Here is a 17196-nt window from a genome sequence, read left to right on the forward strand (position 1 = left end):
TCCTTGATGTGTCTGTTCAACAGCGTGTAGACCATCGACAGACAGGGACTGGTCCCCCAGTGGCCGAGCAGCCGCGGCTTGATGTGCGATGCATCGAGGGGCTCGCGCAGCAGGGTGTTGTCCTTCAAGTAGATCTGGGCCACGGTCAAGTAGTTGGCGGCAGCCCACCACGCGAGGTCGAGATCGAGGTCTTCGGTCGAGTACTCGTGAGCGGTCACAGGCGTCCCTTCCTTGTGTACATCCCTCGACTCTCCTCCCCACACGTCAACACGAGGGTGATTTCAGGTGACGAATGTGATGCGCTAGTCTTGGACCCGCCCACAGGCACGCCGGAACTTCGGCGGGCCCCCGTAGCTCAGGGGATAGAGCGTTCGCCTCCGGAGCGAAAGGCCGCAGGTTCGAATCCTGCCGGGGGCACCCAAATAGTCACCTTCGAACCTGCGCCGCGAGGCGCAGGTTCGAACGTGCCGCTTCTCGAATGCCGGACAGTCAGGGGCACTACCGCTCCCGCTCAGGCATCGCCAATCCCGTACGCCTTAGCCATGACAGTCTCTATTACGTTGCACGGCAACATTCTTAGGTCTTGACCTGATTTCGCGCCAGCCCGATCAACGACAGTAATCGGCCCTCCGATGATCACGAGCCGTTCGACCATGTCCGGATGAGCGATCGCAAGTCGCATGGCCACGATCGAACCCATCGAATGCCCGATGAACGCTGCGGCCCGGACGTCGAGCCTCACAGATGGCGGTCACTGCACCTCAAGTCCTTCGGAAGTTGTTCCGGCGCGCGAGAATTGAGAATCTCCGAACCCCGGGAGTGGGGACATGACGGTTCTACCGGAGCTGCTGGGCCGCCCAGCGACGTCGTATCGCCAGTTCGCGACCCGCGTCACGCAACTTCGATTGACTTCATGTCAGTATTGACATTAAGTCAACCAACGCCTAGGTTCGGTGGCATAGTCGGCCGTGCTGCCCGGTTCGAAAGGTAAATGTCATGGCAATACTGACCGACATCGCAACCGGATCACGTCGTGACGGTGCCGAGTTGTGCCATTGCATCCGGGTCCGATCGTCGTGGCATCCACACACCGCGCCGGCTTCGTCGTCTTCGCCGCGCACACGATCACAGGAACAACCACAGGTATCTCTGCGGCCGACCGAGCGATCACGGCTCGCCGACTGCTCGATCCATCAGCGGAACCGGCGAGGTTCACCGCAGAAGCACAACCTCCCGGTCTTCACGCACCGAACGACGTATCCAACGACCAGTCGTCCTCGAAGACACCTCGTACACAGGAGAACTCACTCTCATGGACATCCGAACGTTCAAGGACGCAATGGCGCGCGTCACCGGACCCGTTGCCATCGTCACCTCCTACGAGGACGGTGTACCGCACGGCACCACCGTCAGCTCGTTGGCTTCCCTGAGCCTCGATCCAGCGATGGTGTCGGTGGCGCTGGACAACGCGTCGTCGATGTTGAACATCGTGCGGCGAACCCGAAGTTTCGGAGTCAACATCCTCGCCGTCGACCAGCACGAGTCCGCTGCACGCTTCGCCGGCCCCCGCGAGGAACGGTTCGCCGGTTCCGGATGGCAGCTCAGTAGCTGTGCACCTCGTCTTCCCGGCACGTCCGCGTGGTTGCACTGCACTGTCGCTGCCGACGTGGCCGGCGGCGATCACACGCTGATTCTCGGCGAAGTTGTCGACTGTTCGATCGGCGACAATGCCCCGCTGGCATACAGCCTGCGGACCTTCGGATCGCTCACACCCCATCCGCCTCGGACCACGCCCCTTTCGTTGATCGGCTCGAACCTCACCACCGACACGCGGTGACAAAGGTCAATCCGACCAATAATGTCGCCTCCCCGCGGTCGCAAACAATGCAATCTGCATCATGTGCAGGGCAACACTTGCGCAACAAGCAGAACCACTGATGCACTGTTCTTCATCGAACACAGTTACACCCTTTCGGCGATTCGCAACCCGAACGCCCGTCCGGACCACAGGACCACACTCGGTCCCCCTGTCGTCCGTTCGACATCACGTGCCCTCCGGCCCTCAGCCGACACCGGGACGATTCTCATCGCCGATTCAGGAGCATCTTCATGACCAGCATCAGCCCCGCCGGCCGCCGTTCGCCCACCGGTGATGGCGAAGACTTGCACGCGATCGCCGAGCGGGTGCTGTGGTTGTCGACGTCCATGATTCACCATGCCAACCGGATTCGCCCCAATTCGACCGGGCTGAAGGTCGGCGGCCACCAAGCCTCCTGCGCGTCGATGGTCTCGATCATGACGTCGCTGTGGTTCGAGCAACTGCAGCCAGGAGACCGTGTGTCGGTCAAACCTCACGCCTCCCCGGTGCTCCACGCGATCAACTATCTCCTCGGCGAGCTGGATGAGCAGTACCTGACGACGCTCCGCGCGTACGGCGGTCTGCAGTCGTACCCGTCCCGTGCCAAAGACCCCGACACCGTCGACTACTCGACCGGTTCGGTGGGAATCGGTGCCACTGCACCGATCTGGGGTGCGATGTCAAGACGCTTCGTCGAAGACCGGTTCGGCGCGACCGACTCCACCCCCCGCACCGGCCGCTTCAGCGGACGGCAATATTCGCTGGTCGGCGACGCGGAACTCGACGAAGGGGCGGTGTGGGAAGCAGTCATCGACCCGGGTATCGCAGAACTCGGCGAGATCGTGTGGATCGTCGACCTCAACCGCCAGTCACTGGATCGGGTGGTGCCGAACATCGCCGCACGCCGTCTCGAGAAGATGTTCGACGCCGCAGGGTGGCAGGTCATCACCGTCAAATTCGGCCGTCTGCTCGAAAACCTGTTCACCCGCACCGGCGGTGACGCGCTGCGTCGCCGCATTCTGGACATGCCCAACCCCGAGTATCAGCGTCTGCTGCGCTGCTCGGCGGCCGAGGTGCGAAACCGCCTGCCCGGAAACGGATCCGACGCGACGGCCATCACCGGGCTGATTGCCGATCTCGATGACGCCATGCTCACCGAGTCGATCCGCAACCTCGGCGGGCACGATCTGGACGCGCTTCGTGAGGCCTATTCTCACATCGACGACACCCGTCCGACGGTCATCATCGCCTACACGGTCAAGGGCTTCGGTCTGCCTACTCAGGGACATCCGCAGAACCACTCCTCATTGTTGTCCGTCGAGGAATATGCCACTCTCGCGGTGTCACTCGGTACCGACCCGAGTTCCCCGTGGGGCAGGTTCGACGACGACAGTAAGCCCGGGAGGTTGTGCACCGAGGTTGCCGAACGTCTTGGTCGCACATCGGTCCCCTACACCGAGCCGCCTAGAATTCCCACCGACATCGGTCGAACCCCGAAGGGCACGGCGACGACACAGGCCGCTCTCGGCCGTACTCTGATCGACCTGACCCGCGAGGCACCGGACGCGGCTCGTCGCGTCGTCACGGTCAGTCCAGACGTCAGCTCGACCACCAACCTCGGCGGCTGGGTCAACAAGGTCGGCGTGTGGTCCTCGTCGGATCGGCACGACTGGTTCGGCGACGACTCCGAAACGATCATGCACTGGCGCGAGGGTCCGAGCGGCCAGCACATGGAACTCGGCATCGCCGAAACAAACCTCGTCGGACTGATGGGCGAACTCGGTGCCACCTGGAGCCGTTGGGGACAGCCGCTGTTCCCGATCGGTGTCATGTACGACCCGTTCGTCGAGCGCGCTCTCGAACCGTGGTCGTACGGCATCTACGCCGGTGGTCAGTCGATCCTCGTCGGCACTCCGTCCGGAGTCACGCTTGCCGCGGAAGGCGGTGCGCACCAATCGATCAAGACACCGTCGATCGGACTCGAACAGCCCGGCTGCATCACTTATGAACCTGCATTCGCCATCGACGTCGAATGGACCCTGCTCGCCAGCATCGCGCGGCTCGGCCGGCCCGACGGCACCTCGGCGTACCTGCGATTGTCGACGCGCCCCGTCGACCAGGCGAAGGCCGACGTTCCCACCGATCCGGCTGCCAGAGAACGTCGACGACGTCAGGTCGTTGCGGGCGGATACCCGCTGGTGCGTCGCGAAGGTGCAACGGTGACTATTGCGGCCATGGGCTCCGTCATCACCGAGGCACTGGATGCGGCCGAGCGACTGGAGCAGGTCGGCGTGATCGCGGACGTTCTGTGCATCACCAGTCCGGGCGAACTCTTCCGAGCAGTGCAGGCGAGGAAAGGTCAGCACGTCGGCGAGTCCTGGATTCTCGATCAACTCCTGCCCGCGGATCGAGCGACGCCGATGGTGACGGTGCTCGACGGCCACCCGCACACTCTTGCGTTCCTCGCGAACGTCAACCGAGTGGCGTCGACGTCGTTGGGAGTGAGCAACTTCGGGCAGGTGGGATCACTCGACGAGGTGTACAAGCACCATCACATCGACACCGACTCCATCGTCGGCGCTGCACTCGACGTCACCGGTCACTGACGACAGTCGACTCGAACAGGGTTACGCCGCAGCCCATTTGGGCCAACCCACGTCAGTTGGCTTCGAGATACGCTGCGAGCCCGTCCAGCGTTGCCGTGAGCTTCTTCTTGAACGTGCCCTGCAACGCCTTGCCTACCACTCCGAACAACAGCGGACTGGTCACCTCCAAATCGAGAGTGACAGTCGATCCACTCCCGCGGCCATCGCACTGCATCTTCAGACGAATCTTCGAGCCTGTGGACCCGGATCCGACGAGAACCAGTTCCCGAGGCGGGCGAAGCGCTTCCACCCGGAACTCGATGGTGTCGGTGATGCTGGCGATCTTGATCTTTTCGACCATCGTCGATCCGACTTCGAGCTCACTGGGCGGCATTTCCTCCCACCCCGCGTGCAGTGCATGCCACTTCTCGAAGGTGCTCGTGTCGGACAGCGTCGCCCACACCTTCTCCTGTGGAGCAGGCACATCTTGCGTCATGGTGATGATCGGCATATCGGTTCCTTCCTGAGGGAGCTATCGGGTAATCACCCCATAGAATTGATTTGAAGTCAAGATTGACATCAGGTCAACCGACCCCTATTTTCGAGTGACACAGATCGCACGAAGCGATGATGCTCACGATTCCGATGCCAGACCGCCTCTCGTTGGCGCAAGGCCGAAACGAAGAGAGAAGCCATGACAAGTTCGACCGAAGTTCAATCCGTCGAGACCGGTGTCGATGTGCTCGACAATCTGCGCGCGCTCGTCCCGGAGCTGAAAGCGAATGCGTTCGAGAACGAGAAGGCACGACGGCTCTCCGAAGACACTGTCGACGCACTCCGACGCGCGGGGGCTTTCCGGGTGGCGGCACCGAAACGCTTCGGAGGCCTCGAAACCAACTTGAGGACCATGCTCGACGTGTCGGCGATCATCGCAGAAGGAGACGCAGGCGCATCCTGGGTGACCACCCTGTCCAACGTCAACGACTGGGCCGTCGGACTCTACGACGATCAAGCCCAGGCCGAGGTCTACGCCGACGGACCGGACGCCATCATTGCCGGAGTCGTGTCCCCCGGCGGGACGGCACGCCCAGTACCCGGCGGTTACCTTGTCTCCGGCACATGGCCCTACGCTTCGGCGAGCCTGCATTCCAACTGGTTCACCGGCGGTTTGCTGATCAACGACGACGACGGTGACCTACTCGATCAGGGCATGGCGCTGATCCCCCGTTCGGACTACCGCATCGACGACACCTGGTTCGTCGCCGGCATGCGGGCCTCCGGCAGCAATACCGTCGTCGCCGAGGACGTATTCGTACCCGAACACCGCATGCTGTCCATGATCCCGGCGTTCTCCGGATCAAACGTCGCTGACCGCACCGACTCCGCGTTCGCACGCTCTGCCTTCGGCCCCATGCTCGTCATGGTGCTTGTCGGTCCGCAGCTCGGAATGGGCCGCGCCGCACTCGAGCTCGTCCGAACGAAGGCAGCCGGGAAAGCGCTGGCCTATACCGTGTTCGAGCGCCAAGCCGACTCGGTGGCATTTCAGATGATGCTCGCCGAAGCCGCACTCAAGGTCGACACAGCCCACCTGCATGCCTACCGCGCAGCCGAGGACGTCCAACGTGCGGCAGAAGCCGGTGAGTATCCGGACCTGCTCTCGCGCGCCAGAATCCGTGGTGACGCAGCCGTTGCACTACGCAGCATCACCGAAGCACTCAACATACTCATCGACGCCACCGGCGCCGGTGCTTTCGCCGATGTCAACGCCCTCCAGCGCATCTGGCGAGACTCCAACGTCGCTGCCCGCCACGCCGTCATGCTTCCGCGCGTATCGATCGAGACGTACGGCAAAGCCCTCCTCGGCGTCGAACTGCACGACCACATCACGCCGATCATCTGATCAGCACCTAGGATTCTATCCACCGTCGGCGACCGCCGGGTGGGTAGTAGGCCTTGAAGATTGGACTCGCGGTGCCAGATAGTTCCGCCAAACCGGCTGCCCGGGCCTCCCGGGCAGCCGCTCGAGCAGCCGAAACCCGTCAGCGCCTGATCGACGCGGCGGTGGAACTGTTCGCCGAGGCCGATTACGACAAGGTCGGCGTCGCGGACATCGTGGAAGCGGCAGACGTTGCCCACGGCTTACTGTTCCACTACTTCGGTAACAAGAGAGGTATCTACCTCGAAGCGATGCGGGCAACGGCCGCCGGAATGTCCGAGGCGTTCGCGGGCATTCCCGATTCGACACCGGATGTGCAGATACGAGCTGCGTTGACCGCGCACTTGACCTACCTCAGCCTCCATCGAGGGCTGGCGCTGCGTATGGTGCTGGGCGGCAGAGGAGCAGATCCCGAAGCGTGGGAAGTGTTCGACAATGCCCGCACGGTGGTCTTGTCCGGAACAGCGGCTTTGCTGGGACTCGATGCAGACAACGCCGCAGTCAAGATGGTCGGACGCAGCACAGTGGCAGCAATCGACGAAGCAACCGCGCGCTGGCTCGACGACGAGGCCAGCTTCACGATCGACCACATGGTCGGATGGCTCACTCATCTGATCGTTGCGTGCCTGCGTTCCGGCCCGGCCCTGGACCCGACGCTCTCGGTGGACAACGCCGTCGCCACTCTGTTGGGAACCGACCGCTCGACGTAACCGGCGCTCCTCGGGGGCTTGTTCGTTCGGCGGTGCGAGAATGACGCACATGTCCGACTCGGAGCTCGACGACGTCGCAGCCGAGTTGTATGCCATCGACCCGGCCGAGTTCGTGGCCGCCCGCAAAGCCGCCGCTGCGGCCGCCAAGAAGTCCGGCAACCGTGCACTCGCGAGTGCAATCGGCAGCCTGCGAAAGCCCACAACCGTCGCGTGGACGGTCAACCTCCTCGTGCGGGAGGCGCCCGAGGACATCGCTGAGCTGTTCGATATCGGCGACAGCCTGCGTGAAGCCCAACGCAAATCCAACACCGGCGATCTCCGTGAGCTGTCGACCGCGCGACAGAAGGCAATCAAATCGCTGACCTCGCGTGCAGCCGAACTTGCACGTAGTCAAGGAAAAACTTTCGACGAGAACGCATCCCGCGAAGTCGGCCAGACTTTGGGAGCGGCCCTCGCCGATCCCGACATCGCAGTGCGGGTCCGATCCGGACGGGTACTGACAGCCGAGTCGTACAGCGGGTTCGGGCCCGCCTCCCTCTCCCTCGTACCGGACACCGGCGACTCACCGCCCAAGTCGGAACTACCCGAGAAACTCGAGGACGACGCTGACCTGCAGCATGACCGGGAACACCGACGAGAAGCCGAGAGGGCACTCGCGGAGGCCAGGGAGGCCCTTGTAGACGCCAAGGAAGACGAGGCTTCGGCTCGCGGTGCCGCCGAGGCTGCCGAGTCGGACCTCGATGACGCGCAGAGCCACCTCACCGAAGTCAAGGAACTGCTCGCGCGGCTGCGGGTCGAACTGCATGCGGCCGAGGGCGAGGAAGCGAAGGCGCGCGACGCCGAGAAGTCGACGGGACGCGAGGCACGTCGACTACGACGGGTGCTTGCCGACGCCGAGGGTCGAACTGCCGAACTCCAAAGCGTCGTCGACGACCTCACCCGTTAGGGCGAGCCCTCTCGCACGCGGATGTACCTGTCCAACTCGGCGGCACCGGCGAGCAATGAACGACCACGGGCGGACAGTCGGTCCTGCCACTCGACCAGGAGCGCTTCGAGTGGCTCGAGCCCACCGGCGGTGCGTATTTCGGCGAGGAAAGGCGCAATCCGATCGAGGGGATAGCCGCCTCGCCTGAGCTGACGGGTCAGCCGGGCGTCCCGCACATCGACTTCCGAGTAGATGCGATATCCAGTCTGCGGATCACGGTCCGGTTGCACCAACCCTGCGCTCTCCCACTTTCGTAGCGTCGCGGCCTTGATACCCAGCGCGTGGGCAAGCGGTCCGATGAACATCGTGCCGAAGGTCGCCGTTGCGGACTCGAACTCAGCCGAAGTTCCCAGTCCTACCAGCGCGTTCTCCACGGCGAGCAGGGTCCGCCGATCGTCGATGAGCTGAATGTGACTCCTATCGATCAGCTGCAACGCTTCGTCGGTGGCATCGACGTTGACTGCGCGCATGATCGACGTCGACCTCTGGTGACCATGGCCGGGAATCAACGCAAGAAATGCGCGAACGGAATGCGCGTGCACAGTTGTGTACGTCCGGTATCCACTGGAGGTCCGCTCAGCCTGCGGGAGGATTCCGGCCGCTTCGTAGTTGCGGATCGCCTGCGTGGACAGCCCATGCTCACGAGCGAGGTCTATCGGCCGCAGCCGCCTACGCGGTTGAGGGTTTTCCACGATCAGCCGCCTAATTGATTCCAAAGCTTCAATGGACAGTTCAACGATACGGTTGAAGCATGCCTACTTCGCTCGACGATGCCATCCATCCCATCGATGCGGCTGCGGTCATGGCACTGCTTCCCACACGTCCTCGACTGCTCGCGATCGGTGAACCCACCCACGGCGTCGACACTGTGCTCGACGTCCGCAACGAGGTCTTTCGCCATCTCGTCGAGCACGAGGAATACCGAACCATCACGCTGGAAAGCAGTTGCCTGATGGGGTTGGCGGTGGACGACTACATTACCTCCGCCACAGGCACATTCGACGATGTCATGGAACAGGGATTCAGTCACGGATGGGGAAAATGCACGGGCAACCGTGATCTGGTGCGGTGGATGCGCGAATACAACGACGGCCGACCCGCGTCCGAGATGCTGCACTTCGCCGGTTTCGACGGACCGATGGAGATGGAGTCCGCCCTCAGCCCACGGGATCCGCTGACCCGCCTGCATGCGTACTTGGTCGAATGGATCGATCCCGGTCTCATGCCTGTCGGTGCCGAAGCTCTGTCTCGATTGCTGGGCGAGGACGAACGGTGGCAAGACCCGAACGCGATGATGGACCCGTCGCAGTCCATCGGTCAGAGCGCCGAGGCCGTGAACCTACGGATACACGCCGACGACCTTGTATCGCTTCTCGACATGCACGTGCCTCACCTCCTCGCGGTGACCTCGCGGGACGCTGTGGACCGCGCACGCCTGTACGGGCGCACTGCCGTCGGACTGCTGCGATACCACCACGCGATGGCCGACGCATCCCCTGCTCGCATGGGAAGGCTGTGCGGACTGCGGGATTCGATGATGGCGGAGAATCTACTGGCTCTCGCCGGACGCGCCCCGACCCTCGCTCATGCCCACAACAGTCACCTGCAGCGGCAACTGAGCTCGATGCAGATATGGGGTGGGCCGATCGAATGGTGGAGTGCCGGTGCCCTTGTCAGCAGCGCGCTGGAGGAGGAGTACGCATTCGTACCGACTGCACTGGGGACGATCCGCGGTCACGGAGTGGGCGTCCCACCTTCGGGCACCGTCGAAGGGCTTCTCTATTCCGTGGGCAGAGACCGGTTCGTCGTCGACGCACGGGCGTTGTCGGCCGAATTCGAGCCCCGCGTGTCTCCGTGGTTCGGCTATGCGCCGATGGATCCCGGCCAAGTGAGGGAGCACGACGCAGTGCTGTTCGTCCGGGACGCGCTGTAGCGGCTGGTTCCTGGAACGACCGGGGACTGCTAGGCACTGGGCTCGATGATCGCGGTGATGGCGGTGATATCACCGGCCGGAATCTCGAAGTGTTCGGTGATCTTCACGCGCACTCCCCCGTCGAATTCGAGCGTGAATCGCGCGACCACATTGGTGTCCCACTCGGTGAACGTAAGATCGTGCACCCCGACGATCGACCTGTATTGCTGCCCCTCCTCGATCTCGCGACGCACGAACGCCCCGGAATCGCCTGTGGCTTTTCCATTCTCGATACGCGTGCAGCGATCACTCAATCGGAGTTTGGTTGCGTCGTGACTGACGAGCGACTTGATGTACTCCCGTGCCATCGCGACCCGGCCTGTATCCGCCTGCCGTGTCGCATGTGTCGCGATGCCGCGGAGCAGCGGTTCGGCCAGCTCGGGGCGGCAGATCAGCAGGTCGGGAAGATAGGGATGAGTCCGGTTGTACAGCAACGGCGATCCGTCGATACGCGAGCAGTGCAGGCCTGCCGCTAGTGCAACACCGACGGGCGCCGCCGAATCCCATTCCCACTGCCCACCCGAGTGCACATAGGCGTCGACCTCGCCGCGCACGACGGCCATCGCCTTCGCACCCGCGGAACCCATCGTCACGACGTCTCCGTCGACGTCCGCGGCCAGCGCCTCCATGTAGTACGGCGGGCGACTGTCGCTGACCACCAGCCTGGGCCTACCCGATTGCGGCGCAGGGCCTTTCACATCCGCCGTCGAATAGACCGCATCGATTGCGGGCTGCGCGACCGCCGATGCCGTCATTCCGACGCCCGCTTCCCAGAGCCCGACGTGCACAGCCCAATCGTCGCGGCCAGCCATTCCGTACTCACGGGAGCCGTCGAGCGGGTCGATGATCCAGACTCGCTGCGCGTCGAGGCGAGTCAGGTCGTCGGCAGACTCCTCCGACAGCACGGCATCCTCGGGCCGCTCCGATGTCAGCCTGTCGAGTATCAAGGTGTTGGCGGCGGCGTCGCCGAGCCGACCCAGTTCTCGGCCCGTCTCGTGGGCGCTCGCCCGAACCTCGAGCAGCAACTGCCCGGCCGCGCGAGCTACGTCCGCTGCGAAGTGCGCGTCGTCCATGGGCGAAGGTGGTGTTGTCACCAGCCCAACAATTCCATGATCTTCCCCGCCTGCGCAGCAAGGTCACCATCAGTGGGCTTCAACACCAGGTCGGCCTGCTCCGGAACTTCGTAGGGATCGTCGACGCCGGTGAAGCCGGTGATCTCACCCGCGCGGGCGCGGGCATACATCCCCTTGGGATCTCGCTTCTCGCACTCCTCGATGGGAGTGTCGACGAAGACCTCGTAGAACGGTAACCCTGCGGCCTCGTGCGACCTGCGGATAGCGTCCCGATCACTTCGATACGGGCTGATCAGACACGCCAGCGTGATCAGACCTGCGTCGGCCATCAACTCCGCGACCGCACCGACCCTGCGCACGTTCTCGGCGCGATCGGCCTTCGAGAAGCCGAGGTCGGAATTGAGCCCGTGGCGTAGATTGTCGCCGTCCAGACGGTAGGCCGGCCGGCCCGACGCCACCAGCAGACGTTCCAACTCGGCGGCGATCGTGGATTTGCCCGAGGCGGACAGCCCGGTGATCCAGATCGTCGCCCCCTTCGTCGCGCGCTGCGCACGATCGATGCGAGAGGTACTCCAGACGACGTTGGTCGATGCCGGTGTCGGGCCGGTGATCATGCCCGCCGCCACAGTGGCACCCGAGCGTTCGTCGACGAGGAGGAAGCTGCCGGTGACCCGGTTGCGCCGGTACGGATCGAACAGCAGCGGACTGTGCGTCCGGATCTGGATTCGACCGATCTCGTTGAGTGCCAACGTGTCTGTCGGCGTGACGCGGTGCAGCGTATTGACGTCGAGCCGATAGTCCAGCTCGAGAACCGTGGCGGGTGTTGTCGCGGTCGTGTGCATCACGAGGTAGCGGTCTCCGACGTGCAACGTCGTCTCGTCGGTCAACCAGCACACCATCGCATCGATCTCGCTCCCGACGAGCGGGCGGTTGTTCGGACGAGCGAGCATGTGTCCTCGCCCGACGTCGATGTCGTCCTCGAGCTCTACACAGACCGCCGAGGGTGCGAACGCCTCCGTCAGCTCGGCGCCACCTGGACCCCGGACCGACTTGATACGCGTAGAGAATCCGGACGGCAACACCACCACCTCGTCGCCTGTCTTGAACACCCCGCTCGCCACGGTTCCGGCGTATCCACGAAAGTCCTGGTAACGAGCTTGTTTGGGCCGAATGACGTACTGGATCGGAAGTCTGGCATCGATCAGATTGCGGTCCGAGGAAATGTGCACGTCCTCGAGGTGATGCAGCAGCGAACTTCCCTCGTACCAGGGCATCCGTTGAGTTCGATGGACCACGTTGTCGCCGTCGAGGGCCGACATGGGTACGAACGTCAGGTCTCGTACGTCGAGCTTCGCCGCGAAGTCTCGAAACTCGTCCTTCACCTCCTCGAACCTGGCTTGGGACCAGTCCACGAGATCCATCTTGTTGATGCACAGAACGAGGTGCGGGATCCCCAGCAGTGACGCCAGGAACGCATGCCGCCTGGTTTGTTCGAGCACACCCGCTCGGGCATCGACGAGGATCAGAGCAACATCGGCGGTCGAGGCACCTGTCACCATGTTGCGCGTGTACTGCTCGTGCCCAGGGGTATCGGCGATGATGAACTTGCGCTCCGCGGTCGCGAAGTAGCGGTGCGCGACGTCGATAGTGATGCCCTGCTCGCGTTCGGCTCGCAGTCCATCGGTCAGTAGCGCAAGATCGGCCGTGTCACCGCCGCGTTCGCGACTCGTCCGTTCCACAGCGTCCAACTGGTCCTCGAAGATCGACTTCGAGTCGTACAACAATCTCCCGATCAGCGTCGACTTGCCGTCGTCGACACTGCCTGCCGTGGCCACCCTGAGAAGCTGCGACATCAGAAGTAGCCCTCCTTCTTTCGGTCTTCCATTCCGGTGTCCGAGATGCGGTCATCCGCTCGGGTCGCCCCGCGTTCGGTTGTGCGGGTCGTCGCGATCTCGGCGACGACGGCATCCGCATCCGCCGCTGAGGACTCGACGCAGCCGGTGCAGGTGGCGTCGCCGACCGTCCTGAATCGAACCAACGACTCGAACGGCTCCTCCCCGTTTGCCGGAGTCACGAATCGTGTTGCCGCCAAGAGCATTCCGTCCCGCGAGATCACCGTCCGCCGATGGGCGTAGTAGATGCTCGGCAACGCGATGTCCTCGGCGGCGATGTACTGCCAGATGTCGAGTTCGGTCCAGTTCGACAGCGGAAACACCCGAAAGTGCTCGCCCTGCCGGTGTCGACCGTTGTACAACTGCCACAGTTCCGGACGCTGCTTGCGTGGATCCCACTGCCCGTGCTCGTCGCGGAAGCTGAAGATCCGCTCTTTCGCGCGCGCCTTCTCTTCGTCACGACGCGCCCCGCCGAACACTGCGTCGAAACGCCGCTCGTTGATAGCGCGCAGCAGGGTCGCGGTCTGCAGCCTGTTCCGCGTTGCGCGCGGACCTGTTTCCTCGACGGTGCGACCGGCATCGATGTCGTCCTGCACCGAAGCCACTATGAGATCGATTTCCGACGCCAGAGCAGTTGCGTCACGGAACGCCATGACCTCGTCGAAGTTGTGCCCGGTGTCGATGTGCATGACGGAGAACGGAATCCGTGCCGGCCAGAATGCCTTGGCCGCGACGTGCAGCATCACGACCGAATCCTTGCCGCCGGAGAACAGCAGCACCGGCCGTTCCGCCGTCGCCGCGACCTCGCGGAAGATATGGACGGCTTCGGCCTCCAACGCACCGAGATGCGTCAATTGGTACGTGGTCGACATGGCGTCCCCTCCGATCGGTCGGTACCTAGCTGGACCGACTCGGCTCACGCTCGATGGCGAAATAATAGAACCTGTTCTATCAGTAGGTCAACGTTCTCGCCCAAGCCCCTTGCGTCAAGCATTGACCGCCACAGGCACACGTTCTATTGTCATTTCTGCAACCTGTTCTACACACCGGCAGCGAGGAGCTCAGCGTGCTCACCGATTCATTCGTCGAGGCAATCGCTTCTGCCGAGAAGATCATCGAGGATGCACCGCACGTTCGGAGCGAACTCGACCTCGTCGAGGGGTACGACTACCTGGCCGGGAGCATTCGCGCCTCACTGCAGATGGCCTGGGCGTACGACCCACTGTTTCCGATCTTTGCTTCCTCCACCGGCCCGTACACGAAAATGGGTCTCGACAACCCGGACACCCTGTACTTCCACGCGAACATCAGCGACGAACACGAGTACGTGGTGTCAGGAAAGCGCGGGACGACAACAGATCTGAGTTTTCAGATCCTGAAGGGTGACTACTCCCCCGTCGATGTTCCCGACAGCCTCACCGCCTTCGACGATCGATCCATTCACATCGAGCCCGACGGATCGTTCGAGGTGCACTTCGGTCGCCCATCCGAAGAGAGAAACCACTTCACGCTGGGCGAGGGATCGTCGATGCTCGTCGTACGCGAGGTCTACAGCGACTGGTCCGCATCGCGGGGAACTCTGACGATCAGCCGCGTCGGAAGCAACGAGGAGGTACCGACGGTTCGCACGAAAGAAGCCGTCGCAAAGCGGTATTCGACTGCAGGCAAGATGCTGCTCGGCCGGCTCAGAACGTTTCTGCAGTTCCCTCAGTGGTTCTATCTGAACCTCGAGGTCAACACGATGACCGAACCGCGCCTCACACCCGGCGGATTGAGCACCCAGTACTCCTCCGCCGGGCACTACGACCTACGCGACGACCAAGCCATGATCATCACCGTCCCGAAGTCCGACGCGCCGTACCAGGGATTTCAACTGGGCAGTATGTGGTACATCTCGCTCGACTACATCCATCATCAGACGTCGCTGACAGCCGACCAAGCGCAGCTCGACCCGGACGGTTTCATTCGACTCGTCATCAGTGAGCGAAACCCACAGGTGGCCAACTGGATCGAGACAACGGGCCATCCTCGCGGATACGCTCAGTTCCGCTGGCAACGGGTGTCACGGGAGATGACGCCGGCGGACGGACCGAGCGTAGAGGTCGTCGACATCGACCAGGTCGCGTCGACACTGCCCTACTACGACACCAACAAGATCAGCCCGCAGGACTTCGCAGCGCGAATAGAAGCACGTCGGACAGCCGTCGAGACACGGATGCTCGGATGATGCTCGAGGGCAAGGTCGTCGTGGTGTCCGGAGTCGGACCGTCACTCGGCAGGTCCATCGCATTGCGTAGCGCTGCCGCCGGAGCCGATGTGGTGCTCGCGGCCAGGTCGACGGACTACTTGGAAGTGGTCGCGAAAGATATTGCAGCGCTGGGCCGTCAGGCCTTGGTGGTGACCGCCGACATCACCGACGCGGAGTCGGCTGCAGCACTCGTCGAGTCTTCGGTCGATGCCTTCGGGCACGTCGACGCTCTCGTCAACAATGCGTTTTCGATCCCGTCGATGAAAGACCTGGCGCACACCGACGAATCCGTCATCCGTCGCGGTCTCGAATTGTCACTGTTCGGCACGTTGCGGCTCTCGCAGCTCTTCACACCCGCTCTGGCGGACTCGACAGGATCGATCGTGATGATCAACTCGGCGGTCATTCGACATTCGCAACCGAAGTACGGCAGCTACAAGATCGCGAAGGCCTCATTGCTCGCGATGTCCCAGACGCTGGCCAGCGAACTCGGCCCACAGGGCGTGCGGGTCAATACCGTTGCACCGGGCTATATCTGGGGAGCGACGCTACAGGGCTACTTCGCCCACATGGCGGAGAAGTACGGCACCACCAGTGAACAGATCTACCAGCAGACCGCGGCCGCCACCGATCTCCGGCGTCTACCGGAGCCCGACGAGATCGCCGACGCGGTGGTGTTTCTCGCCTCTCCGCTCGCCCGCGCGATTACCGGTCAGTGTCTCGACGTCAACTGCGGCGAATACCACCACTAGGAGTATCGATGACGAGCACCGAACGCACCGATGTCGGCACTGCAGCCGATCTGCACGCGTCGGCGACGAAGGTCACCGGGCTGGACGACTTCGGGGCCGACGACTACGTCGAAGCATTGGAGGTGCTTCTCGACTCCTACCGGCGCGAGGCAGAACTGACACCGCTCGGATCTCGGATGAACAGGTTCTTTCTCAAAGGCGCACTGGTCGCGAGGTTGCTCAGCGAACAGGCATGGAAGAACAATCCGGGACACGAACAGGTCGAGATCGATCGGCCGATCTTTGTCACCGGTCTACCCCGGACGGGCACCACCGCGCTGCACCGCTTGTTGACCGTCGACCCGGCGCACCAGGGGCTCGAGATGTGGCTGACGGAAATGCCGCACCCTCGTCCACCACGCAATACCTGGGAGTCCAATCCCATATTCGCTCAGATCGAGAAAGGGTTCGCCCAACACCATGTCGAGCACCCCGAATTCATGGGTGTGCATTACATGTCGGCCTCCGAGGTCGAGGAATGCTGGCAATTGCTTCGCCAGTCGGTGCAGTCGATCGCCTACGAGTGCCTCGCGTACGTACCCACTTACTCGGCCTGGTTGGCCGAGCAGAGCTGGACCGCGGCCTACCGGCGTCATCGTAAGAACCTCCAGCTCATCGGGATGCACGACGTCGATCGACGATGGGTACTGAAGAACCCCAGCCACTTGTTCGCGCTGGAGGAGTTGCTGGAGGTTTATCCTGACGCGCTGATCATTCAGACGCATCGGGAGCCCCGCACGATCATGCCGTCGATGTGCAGCCTCGCCGAACAGGCGACAGCCGGGTGGAGCCAGAAGTTCGAAGGCGAGGTCATCGGTCGTACCCAACTCGACCTGTGGGAACGCGGGCTTCACGCCTTCTCGGCAGCGCGCACTCGCGCCCCGGCGGCGCAGTTCTTCGACGTCGATTACCACGACTTCGTCGCCGATCCGCTCGGCACCGTCGAGCAGGTGTATCAGTACTTCGGCCTCACTCTCACCGACAGCGCCCGTACCGCCATGGATGCCATGCACGCCGAGAGCCGGAGCGGATCCCGTCGCCCGTCGCACAAGTACACCCTCGGCGACTTCGGACTCGACGGCGACGAGGTGGATCGTAGGTTCGCGGCCGCACAGCGCTAGGTCGCGGCATGGCGCTAGGGTGGCG

At 63.1% G+C, this 17196-nt stretch carries 17 protein-coding genes and 1 tRNA gene; 11 read left to right on the forward strand and 7 right to left on the reverse strand.

Annotated features, from left to right (window positions below):
* A partial coding sequence (locus tag A2J03_RS04295; RefSeq protein ID WP_156520194.1) for a hypothetical protein occupies positions 1–218 on the reverse strand: 218 nt, incomplete at its 3' end.
* A gap of 126 nt (positions 219–344) precedes the next feature.
* Between A2J03_RS04295 and A2J03_RS04300 the strand changes: the two genes are divergently transcribed.
* A tRNA-Arg gene (locus tag A2J03_RS04300) sits at positions 345–417 on the forward strand.
* Between the two features lie 94 nt (positions 418–511).
* Here the strand turns inward: A2J03_RS04300 and A2J03_RS31990 are convergent.
* The gene (locus A2J03_RS31990) at positions 512–742 is read right to left on the reverse strand and encodes an alpha/beta fold hydrolase (protein ID WP_068370151.1); all 231 of its coding nucleotides are present in this window, start codon (positions 740–742) and stop codon (positions 512–514) included.
* Positions 743–1076: 334 nt separating this feature from the next.
* Here A2J03_RS31990 and A2J03_RS29705 point away from each other — a divergent pair, with 334 nt between their 5' ends.
* The 3 genes from A2J03_RS29705 (at position 1077) to A2J03_RS04315 (ending at position 4464) form a co-directional block, all read left to right on the forward strand.
* Positions 1077–1430: a 3,4-dihydroxy-2-butanone-4-phosphate synthase gene (locus A2J03_RS29705; protein ID WP_231912360.1), complete on the forward strand. Its 354-nt coding sequence runs from the start codon at positions 1077–1079 to the stop codon at positions 1428–1430.
* Entirely contained in the window at positions 1313–1837 is a 525-nt protein-coding gene (locus tag A2J03_RS04310; protein WP_068370209.1) for a flavin reductase family protein, read from the forward strand. Before A2J03_RS29705 ends, A2J03_RS04310 begins: the two co-directional genes overlap by 118 nt.
* Positions 1838–2109: 272 nt before the next feature.
* A complete protein-coding gene (locus tag A2J03_RS04315; RefSeq protein WP_068370154.1) occupies positions 2110–4464 on the forward strand; it encodes a transketolase-like TK C-terminal-containing protein in 2355 nt (784 codons plus the stop codon).
* Positions 4465–4516: 52 nt separating this feature from the next.
* On the opposite strand, the gene A2J03_RS04320 is transcribed toward A2J03_RS04315, so the two are convergent.
* Positions 4517–4954, reverse strand: a complete 438-nt coding sequence (locus A2J03_RS04320) for a type II toxin-antitoxin system Rv0910 family toxin (RefSeq protein ID WP_068370158.1) — start codon at positions 4952–4954, stop codon at positions 4517–4519.
* Positions 4955–5137: 183 nt separating this feature from the next.
* On the opposite strand from A2J03_RS04320, the gene A2J03_RS04325 reads away from it, so the two are divergent.
* The 3 genes from A2J03_RS04325 (at position 5138) to A2J03_RS04335 (ending at position 8035) form a co-directional block, all read left to right on the forward strand.
* Positions 5138–6343, forward strand: coding sequence for an oxidoreductase (locus A2J03_RS04325; RefSeq protein ID WP_082897579.1), 1206 nt, complete (start codon positions 5138–5140; stop codon positions 6341–6343).
* A 71-nt stretch (positions 6344–6414) separates the two neighbouring features.
* Positions 6415–7089: a TetR/AcrR family transcriptional regulator gene (locus tag A2J03_RS04330; RefSeq protein WP_197480617.1), complete on the forward strand. Its 675-nt coding sequence runs from the start codon at positions 6415–6417 to the stop codon at positions 7087–7089.
* Between the two features lie 49 nt (positions 7090–7138).
* Positions 7139–8035, forward strand: a complete 897-nt coding sequence (locus A2J03_RS04335; RefSeq protein WP_068370215.1) for a hypothetical protein — start codon at positions 7139–7141, stop codon at positions 8033–8035.
* On the opposite strand, the gene A2J03_RS04340 is transcribed toward A2J03_RS04335, so the two are convergent.
* The gene (locus A2J03_RS04340; protein ID WP_442971318.1) at positions 8032–8766 is read right to left on the reverse strand and encodes a TioE family transcriptional regulator; all 735 of its coding nucleotides are present in this window, start codon (positions 8764–8766) and stop codon (positions 8032–8034) included. The two genes, A2J03_RS04335 and A2J03_RS04340, sit on opposite strands and share 4 nt — an antisense overlap.
* Before the next feature lie 59 nt (positions 8767–8825).
* Between A2J03_RS04340 and A2J03_RS04345 the strand changes: the two genes are divergently transcribed.
* Positions 8826–10007, forward strand: a complete 1182-nt coding sequence (locus A2J03_RS04345; protein ID WP_068370163.1) for an erythromycin esterase family protein — start codon at positions 8826–8828, stop codon at positions 10005–10007.
* 29 nt (positions 10008–10036) lie between these two features.
* Here the strand turns inward: A2J03_RS04345 and A2J03_RS04350 are convergent, their stop codons facing one another.
* The 3 genes from A2J03_RS04350 to cysD are packed head-to-tail and all read right to left on the reverse strand — an operon-like array spanning position 10037 to position 13883.
* Positions 10037–11119 (reverse strand): 3'(2'),5'-bisphosphate nucleotidase CysQ, encoded by a 1083-nt coding sequence (locus A2J03_RS04350; RefSeq protein ID WP_068370166.1) that lies wholly within the window; start codon positions 11117–11119, stop codon positions 10037–10039.
* Between the two features lie 17 nt (positions 11120–11136).
* Positions 11137–12972: an adenylyl-sulfate kinase gene (gene cysC / locus A2J03_RS04355; protein ID WP_068370171.1), complete on the reverse strand. Its 1836-nt coding sequence runs from the start codon at positions 12970–12972 to the stop codon at positions 11137–11139.
* Complete coding sequence (cysD, locus tag A2J03_RS04360) at positions 12972–13883, reverse strand: sulfate adenylyltransferase subunit CysD (RefSeq protein WP_068370173.1); 912 nt, start codon at positions 13881–13883, stop codon at positions 12972–12974. Before cysD ends, cysC begins: the two co-directional genes overlap by 1 nt.
* A 194-nt stretch (positions 13884–14077) precedes the next feature.
* Here cysD and A2J03_RS04365 point away from each other — a divergent pair, with 194 nt between their 5' ends.
* The 3 genes from A2J03_RS04365 to A2J03_RS04375 are packed head-to-tail and all read left to right on the forward strand — an operon-like array spanning position 14078 to position 17171.
* Complete coding sequence (locus tag A2J03_RS04365; protein WP_068370220.1) at positions 14078–15238, forward strand: hypothetical protein; 1161 nt, start codon at positions 14078–14080, stop codon at positions 15236–15238.
* Positions 15235–16011 carry an SDR family oxidoreductase gene (locus tag A2J03_RS04370; RefSeq protein WP_068370175.1) on the forward strand — a complete coding sequence of 259 codons (777 nt, stop codon included), beginning with the start codon at positions 15235–15237 and terminating at the stop codon, positions 16009–16011. The genes A2J03_RS04365 and A2J03_RS04370 overlap by 4 nt, the downstream gene beginning before the upstream one ends.
* A gap of 8 nt (positions 16012–16019) precedes the next feature.
* Positions 16020–17171: a sulfotransferase family protein gene (locus A2J03_RS04375; protein ID WP_068370177.1), complete on the forward strand. Its 1152-nt coding sequence runs from the start codon at positions 16020–16022 to the stop codon at positions 17169–17171.
* The last annotated feature ends 25 nt before the right edge of the window (positions 17172–17196 follow it).

Origin of the sequence: Rhodococcus sp. EPR-157 (genome assembly GCF_001647195.1) — a bacterium.
Taxonomy (GTDB): domain Bacteria; phylum Actinomycetota; class Actinomycetes; order Mycobacteriales; family Mycobacteriaceae; genus Rhodococcoides.